Consider the following 17,265-nt stretch of genomic DNA (forward strand, 5'->3'; position numbering starts at 1 on the left):
TCCGAGGAAAACGGGAGGACGGGATGAAAGCAGCGCGGCTGGAGGCGATCGGCGAATTCTTCGTACGCACGGTGGAAAAGCCGGAGCCCGGCCCGGACGATCTTCTGGTCCGGATCGAGGCGGCCGGCATCTGCGGCACGGACCGCCACCTCTTCCACGGCGAGTTTCCCTGCCGGCCGCCGGTGACGCTCGGCCATGAATTCTCCGGCATCGTCGAGGCCGTCGGCAAGGCCGTCATCGATGTCCGCCCCGGCATGCGCATCACCGGCGATCCGAACATCCATTGCGGCCGCTGCGCGCAATGCCGGCGCGGCCGCGTCAATCTGTGCGAGAACCTGCAGGCGATCGGCATCCACCGCGACGGCGGCTTTGCCGACTATGTGCTGGTGCCGCAGAAGCAGGCCTATCAACTGCCGCTCTTTCTGCCGCCGGAGCACGGCGCCTTCTGCGAACCGCTCGCCTGCTGCCTGCACGGCACCGACATGGCCGGCATCAAACCCGGCAGCACCGTCGTGGTGCTGGGCGGCGGGGTGATCGGCATGCTGGTCGTGCAGCTCGCCCGCCTTGCCGGCGCGACCACGGTCATCCTCGTCACCCGCCAGGCCGTGCGCCGGAAACTCGCCGAGGAGATCGGCGCCACCCATTCCTTCGATCCGGGCAGTGGCGACACCATCGAGGGCATAGCCGGCAAGGCTGGCCTGCTGCCCGGCGGCGCCGATGTCGTCATCGAATGCGCGGGCGTTGCCGAGACCGTGGCCGAGGCGCCGAAGCTTGCCCGCAACGGCGGCACGGTCGTCATCCTCGGCGTGCTGCCGCAGGGCGAAACGGTGGAATTCGAGCCCTTCGACCTGCTCTTCCGCGAGGTGAAAATCCTCACCTCCTTCCTCAACCCCTTCACCCATGGCCGCGCCGCGGCGCTGATCGCCTCCGGCACGATCAAGGTCGATCGCCTTATCTCCCGCCGCATCGGCCTCGACGACCTGCCGGACGCCGTCGCCAACCCGCCGCGGCCGGGCGAGGTGAAGGTCCTGGTCATGCCGGGCCTGAAGACCTAGCCCAGCCCCTCCTGCGCCACCGCCTCGGCCAGCCAGGCCGAAAAGGCGGCCATGGCGGGGGTGAGGCTGCGCGATTGCAGACGGGTCAGCCAGTAGCTTCCGAGCGCAAGGCTCGTCTCGAACGGCTGGACGACGGCACCGGCCGCCAGAAGGCGCGAGAACATCAGCGGCGGGGCAAGGCCAACGCCGGCGCCCTGCAGCACGGCCTCCATCATGGCGAGCGAGGTGTCGAAGACGATGGCATTCTGCGGCGGCGGCGTGCGCGGCAGGCCGGCGGCCTCGAACCAGCGGGTCCACTCGTCGCGGCGGTAGGAGCGCAGCAGCGTCAGGCCGAGCAGGTCCGCCGGCTCCCTGAGATCGCGCGCGACAGCGGGGATGGCAAGCACGGAGAGCGGCGCATCGAAAAGGCGCACCGCATCCGTGCCGTGCCAGGCGCCGGCGCCGAAGCGGATGGCGAAATCGAGCCCCTCGGCGGCAAGGTCGACGCGGTTGTTGTTGGTGGACAGCCGCACCTCCACGAAGGGATGGCGCTCGCGGAAGGCGGCAAGCCGCGGCAGCAGCCAGCCGACGGCGAAGGTGCCGACGGCGCCGACCGTCAGGATTTCCCGCACATGGCCGCCGCGAAAGCGCTCCACCGCATCGGCCATGCGGTCGAAACTGTCGCGCAGCACCGGCAGCAGGCTTTCCCCCTCCGCCGTGATCATCAGCCCGCGCGGCAGGCGCTTGAAGAGCACGACGTTCAGCTGCTCCTCCAGGCTCTTGACCTGGTGGCTGACGGCCGCCTGCGTGACATTCAGCTCGATCGCCGCCCGCGTGAAGCTGAGATGGCGGGCGGAGGCCTCGAAAGCGCGGAAGGCGTTCAGCGGCAGATATGGCCGAACCATGGCAAAGCCCCAATTTTCCTAATGGCTGAGACCAGTATTGATCTTTTGCCAGCGCATCAAAGCACTGCTATCCAGAATGCACAAGCCATTCAAATTTCGAGGAAAACGTGATGGACATGCGTCTTTTCGCGGTCGGCATCCTGCTGGCCGCAGGCTTCAATGCGCCGGCAGAAGCCCGCATTATTTGTACGATCGTCGCCGATGCGGCGAGTGACGAGGTCATCCTGGAAAAGGGAGACTGCGAGAGCCGCGTGACGCCCGCCTCCACCTTCAAGGTGCCGCTCGCCGTGATGGGCTACGATTCCGGCTTCCTGGAAGACGCGGACGAACCGGTCCTGCCCTTCATGAAGGGCGATCCGGACTGGGGCGGCGATGCCTGGCGCCAGCCGGCGACGCCGAAGCGCTGGATGGAGTTTTCCATCGTCTGGTATTCGCAGCGCATCACCGCATTCCTCGGCTACGAGCAGCTGCGCGACTATGCCGATGCCTTCGGTTACGGCAATGCCGACATGGCGGGCGACCCGGGCAAGGACAACGGGCTGGAGCGCGCCTGGATCGCCTCCTCGCTGAAGATCTCGCCGCGCGAGCAGGTGGCCTTCCTGAAGAAGCTGGTGAACCACGAACTGCCGGTCTCCGCCGATGCGATGGACCGGGCGATGGAAATCCTCGAGCGGCGCGACCTTGCCGACGGCTGGGGCGCGCAGGGCAAGACCGGCATGGCCTATCCCCGCAAGGCCGACGGCAATTTCGACTATGCCCGGCCGTGGGGCTGGTATGTCGGCTGGGCCCGCCGCGACGACCGCACCGTCGTCTTCGCCCGCCTCATCCAGGACGAGAAGAAGCAGGAGCCGCGCACGGGCCTGCGCGCGCGGGACGGCATCCTGAAGGAGCTGCCGGGGCTTCTGGCGACGGAGTGAATGGGCAGGCGCAGCAGCGCACGGCCCCTCACCTGCCTGCCGGCATCCTCTCCCCGCAAGCGGGGAGAAGAGCGATGGGCTCGCCGTTTTCCCCCTTCTCCCCGCCTGCGGGGAGAAGGTCCCGGCAGGGGGATGAGGGGCAAGCACGCAGCCTAGCGTCGGGGAACCATCCCGAGCCCCTTGCGGGCGAGGCCGGAGAGGTTGAGCGCCAGCTTGCGGCGGAAGACCGGCGATGCACCGAGAAGGCGCAGGACGAGGTTGCGCAGGATACGGCCGGCAAGGCTGCGCATGGTCGCGATCCGCGTCAGGCGGTCGGCGAGCGCCAGCACCTCCGCCGCGGCGGGACGGCGTTTCTCCTCATAGAGGTCGAGCGTCGTGTCCGGCGCCCTGCCGGCGATGACGTCCGCCAGCAACTGTCCCAGCACGACGGCATCGACAAGCCCCGTATTCATGCCCTGCCCGCCGGCCGGGCTGTGCACATGGGCGGCATCGCCCATGACGAAGAACGGGCCTGACCGATAGCGCGCAGCGACGCGGTGATGCACGCGGAAGCGCGAACTCCAGAGGACCTCGCGCACGCGGCCCGGTGACTTGCGCGGGCCGCGGGCATCGAGCAGCGCCTGCACGAAAGCCGCGTCCGGCGCTTCGGGGGCATCCTCGACGGGCGCCACGATGCGGTAGCGATTTGCCGGCAGCGGCGCGACGACGCCCATGCCTTCCGGCGAGAAGAACAGCGTCACCTCCGTGCTCAGGGCCCAGTCCATATGGACATCGGCAAGGACGAAGGAACCGGCAGCGCTCTCCCCGTCGAAGGCGATGCCCGCGGCCTCGCGCACGACGCTGTGCATGCCGTCGCCGCCGACGACATAACGGGCGCGGATGGCCTGCGGCCCCTCCGACGTCTCGACATGGACCACCGCCCCCGCCGCATCGCGCTCGATCCGCGTCGCCGTGACGCCCCGCGCGACGGCGCCGCCGAGGCTTGCCAACCGGTCGGCAAGGATCGCCTCGGTCTCGTCCTGCGGGATCATCAGGATCTGGGCATAGCGCGACGGCAATGTGGAGAAATCGAGCTCCAGCAGCGCCCGGTCATGGTCGCGCAAGGCAAAGCGGGTGAGCGGCAAGCCGCGGCGCTCCAGGTCGTCCGTGACGCCGAGCCGTTCCAGCACCTCCAGCGTATGGGCATGGATGACCGCGGCGCGCGAGGTGTTCTGGCCGGCCGCAAGGCGGTCGACGATGACGGGCCGCACGCCCGCCTGTTGCAGGGTGACGGCGAGCGCAAGGCCGGTCGGCCCTGCCCCGACGATCAGCACATCGGTTTCCTGCGGCAGCATGGTTCGCACTCCAAAGAAATCAACATGTGTTGACTTTTATGCGGAGCGCTTGAATTTGTCAACACGCGTTGGCATTTTCTGACCATGACCGATTCTCCCGCGAAGAAAACCAAGTCCGACCGTACCCGCGAGGCCATTCTCGAAGCCGCGCGGCTGCTCTTTGCGCAAAAGGGTTATGACGGCACGACGGTGCGCGACATCGCCGCCGCCGCCGCGATCGATCCGGCCATGGTGATCCGCTACTTCGGCGGCAAGGACGCGCTGTTCGCCCGCGCGGCGGATCTCGATCTGCGGCTGCCCGACCTCACCATCCTTCCCCGCAACGCGGTGGGCGAGGCGCTGGTGCGGCACTTCCTCACGGTCTGGGAAGGCGACGGCGGCACCACCGCGTTGCCGATCGCCCTGCGCTCGGCCGCCTCGAACGATCTTGCCGCCGCGCGGCTGCGGGAGATCTTCGCGACCCAGGTCGCCCCCGCCATCGCGCGACTTGCCGGGCCGGATGCGCCCGCCGTCGCCGGCCTCGTGGCGACGCAGATCCTCGGCCTTGCCTTCACCCGCTACGTGCTCAAGCTGCCGCCCGTCGTGGCGCTGCCGCGCGAGCGCCTCGTCGCGGAAGTCGGCCGCTCGATCCAGGCCTATATCGACGGCGCGCGGCCCTGAGGCAACCGGCGCGGAGGGCCGGCATATTTCCTGTCGATTGGTCCATTTTCGGGGTTCCGCTCGCCTCCGCATTTGCCTATAAGCCGCTTCTAGCCTTGAAAGACCTTTTTTGCGCGCCCGGCCGGTGAACCCATCACCATGCCGGTTTTTTCGCGCACGCGGCCGAAGCGAAGAGAACGGATAGAGAGATGCCCAAGCGCCAAGATTTGAAATCGATCCTCATCATCGGCGCGGGGCCGATTGTCATCGGGCAGGCCTGCGAATTCGACTATTCCGGCACCCAGGCCTGCAAGGCGCTGAAGGAGGAAGGCTACCGCGTCATCCTCGTCAACTCCAACCCGGCGACGATCATGACCGATCCGGGCCTCGCCGACGCCACTTACGTCGAGCCGATCACCCCCGAGGTCGTTGCCAAGATCATCGCCAAGGAGCGCCCCGACGCCCTGCTGCCCACCATGGGCGGCCAGACGGCGCTCAACACCGCCCTCTCCCTGAAGCGCATGGGCGTGCTCGACCGCTACAATGTCGAGATGATCGGCGCCAAGCCGGAAGCCATCGACAAGGCCGAGGACCGCGCGCTCTTCCGCGAGGCCATGGCCAAGATCGGCCTCGAAACGCCGAAATCGATGCTGGCGAACGCCACCGAGATCAAGGACAAGGACCGCAAGGTTCATGAGGCCGAGCGTGCCAAGCTGAAGGCCGAGCTTTCCGGCGATGCGCTGGACAAGGCGCTGGACGAGCTGGAAAACCAGTGGAACCTCGGCGAGACCGACCGCAAGCAGCGCTATATGAGCCACGCCATGGCGATCGGCGCGCAGGCGCTCGACGAGATCGGCCTGCCCGCCATCATCCGCCCGTCCTTCACGCTGGGCGGCACCGGCGGCGGCATCGCCTACAACCGCTCGGAATTCTTCGAGATCATCAATTCCGGCCTCGACGCCTCGCCGACGACGGAAGTGCTGATCGAGGAGTCGGTGCTCGGCTGGAAGGAGTACGAGATGGAGGTCGTCCGCGACAAGGCGGACAACTGCATCATCATCTGCTCCATCGAGAACATCGACCCGATGGGCGTGCACACGGGCGATTCGATCACGGTTGCCCCTGCCCTCACCCTGACGGACAAGGAATACCAGATCATGCGCAACGCCTCGATCGCGGTGCTGCGCGAGATCGGGGTTGAGACCGGCGGCTCGAACGTGCAGTTCGCCGTCAATCCTGCCAATGGCCGCCTCGTCGTCATCGAGATGAACCCGCGCGTCTCGCGCTCCTCGGCGCTCGCCTCCAAGGCGACCGGCTTCCCCATCGCCAAGATCGCCGCCAAGCTCGCCATCGGCTACACGCTGGACGAACTGGAGAACGACATCACCGGCGGCGCGACCCCGGCGTCCTTCGAACCGTCGATCGACTATGTGGTGACGAAGATCCCGCGCTTCGCCTTCGAGAAATTCCCCGGCGCCGAACCGACGCTGACCACCGCCATGAAATCGGTCGGCGAGGTCATGGCGATCGGCCGCACCTTCGCCGAATCGCTGCAGAAGGCACTGCGCGGCCTCGAAACCGGCCTGACCGGCCTCGACGAGATCGAAATCCCGGGCCTTGGCGACGGCAACGACAGGAACGCCATCCGCGCCGCCATCTCCACGCCGACGCCGGACCGCCTGCGCATGGTCGCCCAGGCGCTGCGCCTCGGCCTTTCGCTGGAAGAGGTGCACGAGGGCTCGAAGATCGACCCGTGGTTCCTCGAGCAGTTCAAGGCCATCGTCGACATGGAGGCCCGCATCCGCGAACACGGCCTGCCCGAGGACGCCGAGAACCTGCGCATGCTCAAGGCCATGGGCTTCTCCGATGCGCGCCTCGCCACCCTTTCGGGCAAGCGCCCGAAGGAAATTGCGGAACTGCGCAACCGCCTCGATGTGCGCCCGGTCTTCAAGCGCATCGACACCTGCGCCGCCGAATTCGCCTCGCCGACGGCCTATATGTATTCGACCTACGAAACCCCGTTTGCCGGGGCCACACGCTCGGAAGCCGGCATTTCGGATCGCAAGAAGGTCGTCATCCTCGGCGGCGGCCCGAACCGCATCGGCCAGGGCATCGAGTTCGACTATTGCTGCTGCCACGCCGCTTTCGCGCTGAAGGATGCCGGCTATGAGGCGATCATGGTCAACTGCAACCCGGAAACCGTCTCGACCGACTACGACACGTCCGACCGGCTCTATTTCGAGCCGCTGACGGCCGAGGACGTCATCGAGATCCTGAAGGCCGAGCAGACCAACGGCGAGGTCGTCGGCGTCATCGTGCAGTTCGGCGGCCAGACGCCGTTGAAGCTCGCCGAAGCACTGGAGAAGAACGGCATCCCGATCCTCGGCACCGCGCCCGACATGATCGACCTTGCCGAAGACCGCGACCGCTTCCAGAAACTCCTCCAGAAGCTCGACCTCGCCCAGCCGAACAACGGCATCGCCTATTCGGTCGAGCAGGCCCGGCTCGTGGCGGCCGAGATCGGCTTCCCGCTGGTCGTGCGCCCGTCCTATGTTCTGGGCGGCCGCGCCATGCAGATCATCCATTCGGAAGGCCAGCTCCAGACCTACCTGCTCGACACGGTGCCGGAACTGGTGCCGGAAGACATCAAGCAGCGCTACCCGAACGACAAGACCGGCCAGATCAACACCCTGCTCGGCAAGAACCCGCTGCTCTTCGACAGCTACCTGTCGAACGCGGTCGAGGTCGACGTCGATGCGCTGTGCGACGGCAAGGACGTCTTCGTCTCCGGCATCATGGAGCATATCGAGGAGGCCGGCATCCATTCGGGCGACTCGGCCTGCTCGCTGCCGGTCCACACGCTGTCAAACGAGACCGTCGACGAACTGGAACGCCAGACGAAGGCGCTGGCCAAGGCGCTGAATGTCGGCGGCCTGATGAACGTGCAATACGCCATCAAGGACGGCACGATCTACGTGCTCGAAGTGAACCCGCGCGCCTCGCGCACGGTGCCTTTCGTGGCGAAGACCATCGGCGCGCCGATCGCCAAGATCGCCGCCCGCGTCATGGCCGGCGAGACGCTCGACGCCGCGATTGCCGCCTATGGCGAGAAGCCCGACCCGCGCAACCTGAAGCACATCGCCGTCAAGGAGGCCGTGTTCCCCTTCGCCCGCTTCCCGGGCGTCGACACGCTGCTTGGGCCCGAAATGCGCTCGACCGGCGAGGTCATCGGCCTCGATACCGATTTCGCGCTGGCCTTCGCCAAGTCCCAGCTCGGCGCCGGCGTCGACCTGCCGCGCGAAGGCACGGTCTTCGTCTCCGTGCGCGACGAGGACAAGGACCGCGTGCTGACGGCTGTGCGCCTGCTGACGGAAATCGGCTTCAAGGTCATGGCGACCTCGGGCACCGCCCGCTTCCTCGCCGAAAAGGGCATCGAGGCGACCAAGGTCAACAAGGTGCAGGAAGGCCGCCCGCATGTCGAGGACGCCATCCGCAACCGCCAGGTCAGCCTCGTCATCAACACGACGGACAGCAACAAGGCGATCTCGGATTCGAAGTCGCTGCGCCGCGCCGCGCTGATGCAGAAGGTGCCCTATTACACGACCATGGCCGGCGCCGAAGCCGCCGCCCAGGCGATCAAGGCCCTGAAGCAGGGCCAGCTGGAAGTACGGCCGCTACAGGCCTATTTCTGAAACTGAAACGCGCCGTCGAAAGCCGGGCGAGGCCCGGCTTCAGGCTGCTCGGCGGCCGCGCGGATCCTCGGGTTGAACCCGAGGATGGCGGCAGCGGGTGGGGCGATGTGTCATCAAACCCGGCCGTGCATCGCCCGGCTTTGTCATGCGCACCCAACCGCCGCGGCCTGCACGCCTCCCGCGATAAGCGGCAGGCCGCAACGCGGAGTGATTGTTCCTGCTTCTGTGGGCGAAGATCCGCCTGCGGCGAAAAAACTGGCTTTCGGACGACGCAATCTGCTATAAGGGCCGTTCAAACGCTTTCGACGGTTCCGGGGATTCCTCTCCGGAGACCGTTTTCTTTTGCGTTCGCGCAGGCGGGAGCCTGGGCGGCGCGGGCTGAAGGACGGGATAAAATGGTTGAAAAGGTACCGATGACTCAGGGCGGTTTCGTCAAGCTGCAGGAAGAACTGCGCTGGCGTCAGCAGGAAGAGCGTCCGCGAATCATCGAAGCGATCGCCGAGGCACGCGCCCATGGCGACCTGTCGGAAAACGCCGAGTACCACGCCGCCAAGGAAGCCCAGAGCCACAATGAAGGCCGCATCACGGAGCTGGAAGACTTCGTCGCGCGCGCCGAGGTCATCGACCTTTCCAAGATGTCCGGCTCCAAGATCAAGTTCGGCGCCAAGGTGAAGCTCGTCGACGAGGACACCGAGGAAGAGAAGGTCTACCAGATCGTCGGCGACCAGGAAGCCGACGTGAAGCAGGGCCGCATCTCCATCTCCTCGCCGATCGCCCGCGCGCTCATCGGCAAGGAAGTCGGCGATTCGATCGAGGTGAACGCGCCGGGCGGCTCCAAGGCCTACGAGATCCTCGCCGTCACCTGGGGGTGACGGACAAGGCGAGCCCCATGCTTTCCACAGGGAAGAACGGCACCGCCGCGACGGTGGTCAAGGTCATGGACCGGGTCAACCGGACCCACGGCATAAGCCCCCTTGCCCGGCAGGTGCCGTCCGGCTTCTCCGCGACGCGCGGCCTCGCCTTCACCTTCGATCCCGAGGCGCGCGACTACGACTGGCTGGTGGTCTACGAGAACCTGCCGTCGGCCGGCAGCGAACGCCGCTCGATGCGGGTGGAAGAGCTCGCCTGTGCGCCCGAGAACACCATCCTCTTCACCACGGAGCCGTCGGGCATCAAGATCTACGGCCGCGCCTTCACGCGGCAGTTCGGCCATGTGGTGACGAGCCAGGAGCCCTTCGCGCTCCACCATCCCGGCCGCATCTGGAGCCAGGCGGGCCTGCGCTGGTTCTACGGCGAAGGCAGCCGCCACCTGATGACCGCCGACGAGATCGCCGGCCATTTTCCGGAAAAGACCAGGGTCATCGGCACGGTCTGCTCGACGAAGCGGCAGGGCCACACGCTGCATCGCCTGCGGTATGATTTCACGCAGGCCATGGCCGCCCGCATGCCGGACCTCGACGTCTTCGGTCGCGGCCACCGGCCGGTCGACGACAAGGCGGAAGCGATCGATCCCTATAAGTACCATATCGCCATCGAGAACCACCTCGCCCCGCACCACTTCACGGAGAAGCTGGCCGACCCCTTCCTCGGCCTGTCCCTGCCCTTCTATTTCGGCGCGCCGAACGCTGCCGATTATTTTCCGGCCGACAGCTTCATCGCCATCGACATCCGCAAGCCGGACGAGGCGTATCGGATTATGCGCGAGGCGATCGACAACAACGAATATGAGAAGCGGCTGCCTGCCATCCGCGAGGCGCGCCGGCGCGTGCTGGAGGATCACAATCTCGTCGCACTGATCGCCGATGTGGTGGAGAAGAACGGTACCAGGCCGAAAGGCGACGACAAGGCCGTGCTGAAGAGCCAGCGCGCGGCGCGGCAGGGCCACCCGCTGCTGACGGCCGGCGATTTCCTCTTCCGCGAGGCGCTTCACCTGAAAAACCGCATTGCCGGCCTGCTGACACGCTGAACGGCTCCGACAAAGGCCTGCTCTAAAACCCGCATTCATCCTGGAGAACAGACGTGTCCAAGAAACCGGTGGCTTTGATAACGGGTGTGACGGGCCAGGACGGCGCCTATCTCGCGCAGTTGCTGCTCGACAAGGGCTACATCGTGCACGGCATCAAGCGCCGCTCCTCCTCCTTCAACACGGGCCGCATCGAGCACATCTACGAGGATCCGCACGAGCCGGACCCGCAGCTTTTCCTGCACTACGGCGACATGACGGACGCGACGAACCTCGTGCGCATCGTGCAGCAGACCCAGCCGGACGAGATATACAACCTCGCCGCCCAGAGCCATGTGCAGGTGAGCTTCGAGACGCCGGAATATACGGCCAATGCCGACGCCATCGGCACGCTGCGCATGCTTGAGGCCATCCGCATCCTCGGCCTCGAAAAGAAGACGCGCTTCTACCAGGCCTCCACGTCCGAGCTCTACGGCAAGGTGCAGGACGTGCCGCAAAGCGAGACGACGCCCTTCTATCCCCGCTCGCCCTATGCGGCGGCGAAGCTCTACGCCTACTGGATCGTCGTCAACTACCGCGAAGCCTATGGCATGCATGCCTCGAACGGCATCCTCTTCAACCATGAAAGCCCGCTGCGCGGCGAGACCTTCGTGACGCGCAAGATCACCCGCGCCGTCGCCGCCATCACGCTCGGCCAGCAAGACCAGCTCTTCCTCGGCAATCTCGACGCCAAGCGCGACTGGGGCCATGCGAGGGAATATGTGCGCGGCATGTGGCTGATGCTGCAACAGGCGGAGGCCGACGACTACGTGCTGGCGACCGGCGAGACGACCACCGTGCGCCAGTTCGCCGAATGGTCCTTCGCCGAGGCCGGCATCACCATCCGCTGGGAGGGCAAGGGCATCGACGAGAAGGGTTTCGACGCGGCGACGGGCAGGCAGCTCGTTTCCATCGACCCGCGCTACTTCCGCCCGACGGAGGTCGATCTCCTGCTCGGCGATCCCTCGAAGGCCGAACGGGTGCTCGGCTGGCGCCATGAAACGGGCGCGCACGAGCTTGCCCGCGAAATGGTGCGGGAGGACCTGAAGCTCATGCGGAAAGAGTTTTCAGAAAAGGGCCGTCCCTGAATGTACGACCTTGCGGGAAAACGCGTCTTCGTCGCCGGCCATCGCGGCATGGTCGGCAGCGCCGTCGCCAAGCGGCTGGCGGCCGATAACTGCACGGTGCTGACCGCGCCGCGCGATGCGGTGAACCTGGAGCGCCAGGCGGATGTCGAGCGCTTCTTTACGGCCGAGCGGCCGCAGGCGGTGGTGATGGCGGCGGCGAAGGTCGGCGGCATCCTCGCCAACGACCGCGCGCCCGTGGACTTCCTCCAGCGCAATCTCGCCATGGAGATGAATGTCATCAAGGCGGCGCACGAGGCCGGCGTCGAGAAGCTGCTCTTCCTCGGCTCGAGCTGCATCTATCCGAAATTCGCGGACCAGCCGATCACCGAGAGCGCGCTCCTGACCGGCGCGCTGGAGCCGACCAACGAATGGTACGCCATCGCCAAGATCGCCGGCATCAAGCTCTGCCAGGCCTATATGAAGCAGCACGGCGCCCGCTTCATCTCGGCCATGCCGACCAATCTCTACGGCCCGAACGACAATTTCGACCTTGAGACCAGCCATGTGCTGCCGGCGCTGATCCGCAAGGCGCACGAGGCGAAGCTTGCCGGCCTCGACCATGTGACGATCTGGGGCACCGGATCGCCGCGCCGCGAATTCCTGTTCAGCGAGGATTGCGCCGATGCGCTGGTCTTCCTGCTCAAGCATTACGAGGACTATGAGCACGTCAATGTCGGCTCGGGCGAGGACATCGCCATCCTCGACCTCATGACGCTCGTCGCCGAGGTCGTCGGCTTTACGGGCCGGATCGAGACCGATCCCTCCAAGCCGGACGGCACGCCGCGCAAGCTGATGTCGAATGCCAAGCTGGCGGCAATGGGCTGGAAACCCGCCACGGGGCTCCGCGAGGGCATCGACCGTGCCTATCGCTGGTATCTCGACACGCTCGGCCGATAGAGCATTTCCAGCTGAAGCGAAGTCGCTTCGGCGTCGGATAATGCGGCAAAAACAAGAATCCAGAACATTTTCGGTGAACCGGAGTTCACCGAAAATGTTCTAGAGGCCGGCACGCCTCAGCGCCAGTTCTCGTCGATCCAGCGCGTCGGCCGGACGTGCTTGTAGGCCTTCTTCCACCAGGCCTTCACCGGCCATTGGCCGATCACGGCCTCGTCGGGGTCGGGCTTGCCGGTGAACGCGACGATGCGGGTGCCCGCGGGCAGCGGCACGTCCTTGAAGAAGTTCAGCGGCCAGCGCGGCAGGAGCGTATGCTTGAAGCTGACGCACCATTCCGCCGGCCAGTAGGTCATGGTGTCGGCCGCGGCGGAGACGTAACGCTGCGAGATCGTGTGCTTGTTGATCTTGGCGTCCGGGTCGCGGACGAAATCGTCGTAGATATGCGTGTTGGTGCCGACCGTCCAGCGATAGACCGAGGTGTTGCCGATGCCCTGGCCGGGCTGCGTCCAGTTCTCGGCGATGCAGAACTTGCCGGGCGCATAATCGAAGAAATCGTCGAGCGGCCCGGTGATGACCACGTCGAGATCGACGAACAGCACGTCACCTTCGAGGTCTGCCAGCGGGGCCTGCCAAAGCGAGATCTTGCGCCACGGCTTCCAGGCGACGCGCTCGGGAATGGTGATCGGCGGCAGCGGGAAGACGGAGACCGCGGGATCGATGCCGTCGGCATCCTCCGTGAAGCAGACGAGCCGCGTCGGACGCACCGTGTTACGCTTGATCATGGACCACAGGCGGTTGACATAGTCCGCCGGATAGCGCGTGCCCCATTTCATGCATACGATCGTCTGCATCCGCATCATCTCCTCTGGACCGCGCCGATTGAGCGCCGGCGCCTCCATAGACCATATCGCCGGCCGGTGGTAGGAGTTCCGCGAACACGCCGCATTTTCGAGCCCCACATCCCATGAACATCCTCATACTCACGCAATGCTTCCCGCCGGTCGTCGGCGGGATCGAGAACATGATGGGCTCGATGGCGCTTGCCCTGCAGGAGGGCGGCCACACCGTCACCGTGCTGGCCGACGACGATCAGGACGCCGCGGATGGAAGCCGCCCCTACCGCATCAAGCGCTTCTCCGGCTGGAAGCCGCTGCGGCGCTGGCGCAAGGCGCGGGACGCCGCAAGGCTTGTCCGCTCCGGCACCTACGACCGGATCATCACCGACACCTGGAAGAGCGCCGAGAATCTCGCGATAGACACCGTTCCCGTCACCGTGCTCGCCCATGGCATGGAGTTCCCCGCGGCCCCGTCGCGGCGCAAGACACAGCGCATCCTGGCGGCCATGGCCAAGGCGAAGGACGTCATCGCCAATTCCAGCTTCACCGCCAGCCTTGCCGCGCCCTATGTGGCGGCCGGCCGGGTGCGCACCGTCACCCCCACCGTGCCGGCGCAGGCGGCGGCCGATCCCGACCGGCTGGAGGCGCTGCGGAGGGCCTATGGCGACGGCTTGCAGGTCGTGACGCTCTGCCGGCTGGAGCCGCGCAAGGGTGTGGACCGGCTGATCGAGGCCGTCGCGGCCCTGCATCCGGCCTATCCCGGCCTGACCCTGCACGTCGCCGGCGACGGCGCGGACCGCGCCCGGCTCGAAGGCCTCGCGAAAGACGCCGGCATCGCCGGCGCGGTCATCTTCCACGGCCGCGTGTCGGACGCGGAAAAGGCCGCCCTCCTGGCACGCGCCGACGTCTTTGCCATGCCCACGCGCCGCGAGGGCAATTCCGTCGAAGGCTTCGGCCTCGTCTATCTGGAGGCGGCCTGGTATGGCGTGCCGGCTCTTGCCGGCCGCGACGGCGGGGCGGCGGATGCCGTGCACGACGGCGAGACTGGGCTTTTGTGCGACGGCGCCGATCCGGCCTCGGTGACGGCGGCGCTGGACGCGCTGCTCGGCAACCGTGACTTCCGGCTCCGGCTCGGCGAGAATGCCGCCCGCCATGCCCGCGAACAGACCTGGCAGCACAAGATCGAGGATTTCCTGATGCCTCCGCCGGAAGCACAGACGACCACCGGACCGCGCGTTCTCCAGCTCCTCCCGGCCCTCGGCGATGGCGGCGTGGAACGCAGCGCCGTCGAAATGGCCGGCCATCTTGGCACGCTCGGCCTGCCGAACTGGATCGCCAGCGCAGGCGGCCCGCTCGTCGCCGCCGCGGAGGCGGCGGGCGCCAGGCACGTCACGCTGCCGGTCGGAAAGAAGTCGCCCTTTTCCGCCATTTCGGCCGCGCGGGCCGTCGCACGGCTGGTCGACGCCGAGGGCATCGACATCATCCATGCCCGCAGCCGCGTGCCGGCCTGGGTCGGCCTTCTCGCCCGCCGCCTGGCGCGCCGGCCGGTGCGTTTCGTCACAACCTTCCACGGCGTCTACAGCCACGGCAACGCCCTGAAGCGCTTCTACAACAGCGCCATGCTGCGCGCGCCGCTGGTCATCGCGAATTCCGGGTTCATTCGTGACCACATCGTCACCGTCTACGGTTTTCCGCAGGCGCGCGTCGTCGTCGCCCCGCGCGGCGTCGAGCCGGAGCTCTTCGATCCCGCCGCCATACCGGCCGAAACACGGGCGGCCCTGCGCAGCGAGCTCGGCGCTGCGCCTGACGGTCCGCTGGTGGTGATGGTCGGCCGCATCACGCGGTGGAAAGGCCATGCCGTGCTGCTGGAGGCCGCCGCCCGGCTCGATCGTCCCGATCTTCGCCTCGCCTTCGTCGGCGGCGGCTCGGACGCGCTGGTCGCCGAGCTCCAGCGCGACATCGCACGGCTCGGCCTAGACGGCCGCGTCATCTTCACGGGCAGCCGGCGGGATATTCCCGCGATCCTCGCCGCCGCCGATCTCGCTGTTTCGGCCTCGACCGATCCGGAAGCTTTCGGCCGGGCGGCGATCGAGGCGCAGGCAATGGGCACGCCTGTGATCGCCACCGATCACGGGGGCAGCCGTGAGACGGTCCTGCCCGGCAGGACCGGCTGGCTCGTGCCGCCCGGCGACGCCGCCGCGCTTGCCGACGCCCTTGAAGAGGCGCTTGCCGACCCGGGCCGCCTGAAGGCCATGGGCGCGAACGGCCGGGCGCATGTGCTCGCCAACTTCACCACCCGGCAGATGCTGGAGAAGGAGTTTTCCGCCTATGAACGGCTGATGGCGGAGCCGCGGCGCTGAGATGGCGAAGGGCGCCCCTCCCGTCGTCTGGGTCCTGACCGACGGCAAGGCCGGCGACGAGCAGCCGCTGATCGGCCTTGCCGAGGCCATGGGGTCGGTACCGATCCTGCGGCGCGTGGCGCCGCGGCGTGCTTTCACCTGGCTGATGCCATGGGGGCCGATCGACCCGAAGGATGCGCCCGCGAAGGCCGGCTCGCCGCTCGCCCCGCCCTTTCCGGACATCTGCCTTGCCACGGGCCGGCGCGCGGTGCCCTATCTGCGCCGGCTGAAGGCGCTGGCGCCTGCGACCTTCTGCGTGCTCTTCAAGGATCCCCGGACCCGGCGGCACGGCGCGAATCTCCTCATCGTGCAGCAGCATGACGCGCCCCGCGGCGCGAATGTCCTCGTCGTCACCACCGCGCCCAACCGGCTTTCCCCGGAACGGCTGACAGACGCGCATGCCGCCTTTGCGGAGGCGCTCGCCCCCCTGCCCCGACCGAGGGTCGCCGTGCTCGTCGGGGGCGACAGCCGGCACCATCGGTTCACGGACGCCGACAACGACCGGTTCCTTCGCGGTCTCGAAGCAAGGCTGGAGGATGGCTGCGGACTGATGATCACCACGTCGCGCCGCACGCGGGCACCGCTCGCCAACGCCCTCTCCGGCCTCGGCAACCGCCCCGGGGTGCGCTTCTGGGACAGCACGGGGGAGAACCCGCTCCTTGCCTACCTGTCATGGGCGGACGAGATCGTCGTCACCGCCGATTCGACCAACATGGTGGGCGAGGCGGCCGCGCTGGGCGTGCCCGTGCAGATCTTCCACCCGTCCGGCGGCCATGCGAAGATCGACAGGCTCATCGCCGCCCTGTCACAGGAGACCGTCATCGGCCGGTTTCCGGAGTCCCCCGCGCACGGCCATGCCAAACCGGTCAATTCGACGCCCGGGCTGGCGGAGGAAATCCTGAAGCGCTGGCGGGTGAGCTAGAGTTTCGGCGCAATTCCGGACGCAGAACCGCTTCGCGCTTTTGCCGGTATTGCTCTAAAGCTCGACCAGCCCGACCTTCTTGACCTGGCGGATCGTCAGCATGGTGCGCACGGTATCGACCTGCGCATTGGCGGTCAGTTCCTCGATGACGAAATCCTGAAAGCGCGTGAGGTTTTCGGCGACACAGTGCAAGAGGAAGTCGCTGTCGCCCGAGACCATCCAGGCCTGACGCACCATCGGCCATTCGCCCGTCGCGGCGGCAAAGGCCTTGAGGTTCGCCTCCGACTGGTGCTTGAGCCCGACCATGCAGAAGGCGACGAGGTCGTAGCCGAGCGCCGGGGCGTTCAGCATCGCGGTATAACCTTCGATGATGCCTGCCTCCTCCAGCTTGCGCACGCGGCGCAGACAGGGCGGCGCGGAGATGCCGGCACGGGCGGCGAGCTCCACATTGGTCATCCGGCCATCGGCCTGAAGCTCCTTCAGGATACGGATGTCGATGGCGTCGAGTTCGGCACGAAACATGGGAGTTTTTGAAACCTTTCAGGGCGGCGACCGGAAGTGACC

At 66.9% G+C, this 17,265-nt stretch carries 14 protein-coding genes; 10 read left to right on the forward strand and 4 right to left on the reverse strand.

The features are described 5' to 3' along the window. The first annotated feature begins 23 nt into the window (after positions 1-23). Positions 24-1,055: a zinc-dependent alcohol dehydrogenase family protein gene (locus WMC41_RS13785; protein ID WP_432343992.1), complete on the forward strand. Its 1,032-nt coding sequence runs from the start codon at positions 24-26 to the stop codon at positions 1,053-1,055. Here the strand turns inward: WMC41_RS13785 and WMC41_RS13790 are convergent. After that, positions 1,052-1,939 carry a LysR family transcriptional regulator gene (locus WMC41_RS13790; protein WP_064330716.1) on the reverse strand — a complete coding sequence of 296 codons (888 nt, stop codon included), beginning with the start codon at positions 1,937-1,939 and terminating at the stop codon, positions 1,052-1,054. The two genes, WMC41_RS13785 and WMC41_RS13790, sit on opposite strands and share 4 nt — an antisense overlap. Before the next feature lie 110 nt (positions 1,940-2,049). On the opposite strand from WMC41_RS13790, the gene blaOXA reads away from it, so the two are divergent. Then, complete coding sequence (gene blaOXA / locus WMC41_RS13795) at positions 2,050-2,856, forward strand: class D beta-lactamase (RefSeq protein ID WP_432343996.1); 807 nt, start codon at positions 2,050-2,052, stop codon at positions 2,854-2,856. Between the two features lie 152 nt (positions 2,857-3,008). On the opposite strand, the gene WMC41_RS13800 is transcribed toward blaOXA, so the two are convergent. Continuing rightward, complete coding sequence (locus tag WMC41_RS13800; RefSeq protein WP_432343999.1) at positions 3,009-4,190, reverse strand: FAD-dependent oxidoreductase; 1,182 nt, start codon at positions 4,188-4,190, stop codon at positions 3,009-3,011. Between the two features lie 84 nt (positions 4,191-4,274). Here WMC41_RS13800 and WMC41_RS13805 point away from each other — a divergent pair, with 84 nt between their 5' ends. The 6 genes from WMC41_RS13805 to fcl all read left to right on the forward strand — a co-directional run bounded on the left by WMC41_RS13805 (position 4,275) and on the right by fcl (position 12,547). Then, complete coding sequence (locus WMC41_RS13805; RefSeq protein WP_432344002.1) at positions 4,275-4,850, forward strand: TetR family transcriptional regulator; 576 nt, start codon at positions 4,275-4,277, stop codon at positions 4,848-4,850. Between the two features lie 188 nt (positions 4,851-5,038). After that, positions 5,039-8,521 carry a carbamoyl-phosphate synthase large subunit gene (gene carB, locus WMC41_RS13810; RefSeq protein WP_432344005.1) on the forward strand — a complete coding sequence of 1,161 codons (3,483 nt, stop codon included), beginning with the start codon at positions 5,039-5,041 and terminating at the stop codon, positions 8,519-8,521. 395 nt (positions 8,522-8,916) lie between these two features. Next, positions 8,917-9,393 (forward strand): transcription elongation factor GreA, encoded by a 477-nt coding sequence (gene greA / locus WMC41_RS13815; RefSeq protein WP_024271251.1) that lies wholly within the window; start codon positions 8,917-8,919, stop codon positions 9,391-9,393. 17 nt (positions 9,394-9,410) lie between these two features. Beyond that, the gene (locus WMC41_RS13820; protein WP_432344009.1) at positions 9,411-10,487 is read left to right on the forward strand and encodes a glycosyltransferase family 10 domain-containing protein; all 1,077 of its coding nucleotides are present in this window, start codon (positions 9,411-9,413) and stop codon (positions 10,485-10,487) included. A 53-nt stretch (positions 10,488-10,540) separates the two neighbouring features. Beyond that, complete coding sequence (gene gmd / locus WMC41_RS13825) at positions 10,541-11,611, forward strand: GDP-mannose 4,6-dehydratase (protein WP_432344012.1); 1,071 nt, start codon at positions 10,541-10,543, stop codon at positions 11,609-11,611. Beyond that, positions 11,612-12,547 (forward strand): GDP-L-fucose synthase, encoded by a 936-nt coding sequence (fcl, locus tag WMC41_RS13830; protein ID WP_432344015.1) that lies wholly within the window; start codon positions 11,612-11,614, stop codon positions 12,545-12,547. It begins immediately after the preceding gene. 116 nt (positions 12,548-12,663) lie between these two features. On the opposite strand, the gene WMC41_RS13835 is transcribed toward fcl, so the two are convergent. After that, positions 12,664-13,395, reverse strand: a complete 732-nt coding sequence (locus tag WMC41_RS13835; RefSeq protein WP_432344017.1) for a hypothetical protein — start codon at positions 13,393-13,395, stop codon at positions 12,664-12,666. A gap of 113 nt (positions 13,396-13,508) precedes the next feature. On the opposite strand from WMC41_RS13835, the gene WMC41_RS13840 reads away from it, so the two are divergent. After that, positions 13,509-15,740, forward strand: coding sequence for a glycosyltransferase (locus tag WMC41_RS13840; protein ID WP_432344019.1), 2,232 nt, complete (start codon positions 13,509-13,511; stop codon positions 15,738-15,740). A gap of 1 nt (position 15,741) precedes the next feature. Then, entirely contained in the window at positions 15,742-16,701 is a 960-nt protein-coding gene (locus tag WMC41_RS13845; protein WP_432344022.1) for a mitochondrial fission ELM1 family protein, read from the forward strand. 54 nt (positions 16,702-16,755) lie between these two features. On the opposite strand, the gene WMC41_RS13850 is transcribed toward WMC41_RS13845, so the two are convergent. After that, positions 16,756-17,223, reverse strand: coding sequence for an Lrp/AsnC family transcriptional regulator (locus tag WMC41_RS13850; RefSeq protein ID WP_023516337.1), 468 nt, complete (start codon positions 17,221-17,223; stop codon positions 16,756-16,758). Positions 17,224-17,265: the final 42 nt, after the last annotated feature.

This window comes from Shinella yambaruensis, from assembly GCF_050859155.1.
Lineage (GTDB): Bacteria > Pseudomonadota > Alphaproteobacteria > Rhizobiales > Rhizobiaceae > Shinella > Shinella yambaruensis.

Excerpts from the sequence above, each read along its gene's own strand:
- carB (WP_432344005.1), top strand. The coding sequence starts at position 5,039 with ATGCCCAAGCGCCAAGATTTGAAATCGATCCTCATCATCGGCGCGGGG.
- WMC41_RS13790 (WP_064330716.1), bottom strand. The coding sequence starts at position 1,939 with ATGGTTCGGCCATATCTGCCGCTGAACGCCTTCCGCGCTTTCGAGGCC.
- greA (WP_024271251.1), top strand. The coding sequence starts at position 8,917 with ATGGTTGAAAAGGTACCGATGACTCAGGGCGGTTTCGTCAAGCTGCAG.
- WMC41_RS13845 (WP_432344022.1), top strand. The coding sequence starts at position 15,742 with ATGGCGAAGGGCGCCCCTCCCGTCGTCTGGGTCCTGACCGACGGCAAG.
- blaOXA (WP_432343996.1), top strand. The coding sequence starts at position 2,050 with ATGGACATGCGTCTTTTCGCGGTCGGCATCCTGCTGGCCGCAGGCTTC.
- WMC41_RS13850 (WP_023516337.1), bottom strand. The coding sequence starts at position 17,223 with ATGTTTCGTGCCGAACTCGACGCCATCGACATCCGTATCCTGAAGGAG.
- WMC41_RS13840 (WP_432344019.1), top strand. The coding sequence starts at position 13,509 with ATGAACATCCTCATACTCACGCAATGCTTCCCGCCGGTCGTCGGCGGG.
- WMC41_RS13800 (WP_432343999.1), bottom strand. The coding sequence starts at position 4,190 with ATGCTGCCGCAGGAAACCGATGTGCTGATCGTCGGGGCAGGGCCGACC.
- fcl (WP_432344015.1), top strand. The coding sequence starts at position 11,612 with ATGTACGACCTTGCGGGAAAACGCGTCTTCGTCGCCGGCCATCGCGGC.
- WMC41_RS13820 (WP_432344009.1), top strand. The coding sequence starts at position 9,411 with ATGCTTTCCACAGGGAAGAACGGCACCGCCGCGACGGTGGTCAAGGTC.
- WMC41_RS13835 (WP_432344017.1), bottom strand. The coding sequence starts at position 13,395 with ATGCAGACGATCGTATGCATGAAATGGGGCACGCGCTATCCGGCGGAC.
- WMC41_RS13805 (WP_432344002.1), top strand. The coding sequence starts at position 4,275 with ATGACCGATTCTCCCGCGAAGAAAACCAAGTCCGACCGTACCCGCGAG.
- WMC41_RS13785 (WP_432343992.1), top strand. The coding sequence starts at position 24 with ATGAAAGCAGCGCGGCTGGAGGCGATCGGCGAATTCTTCGTACGCACG.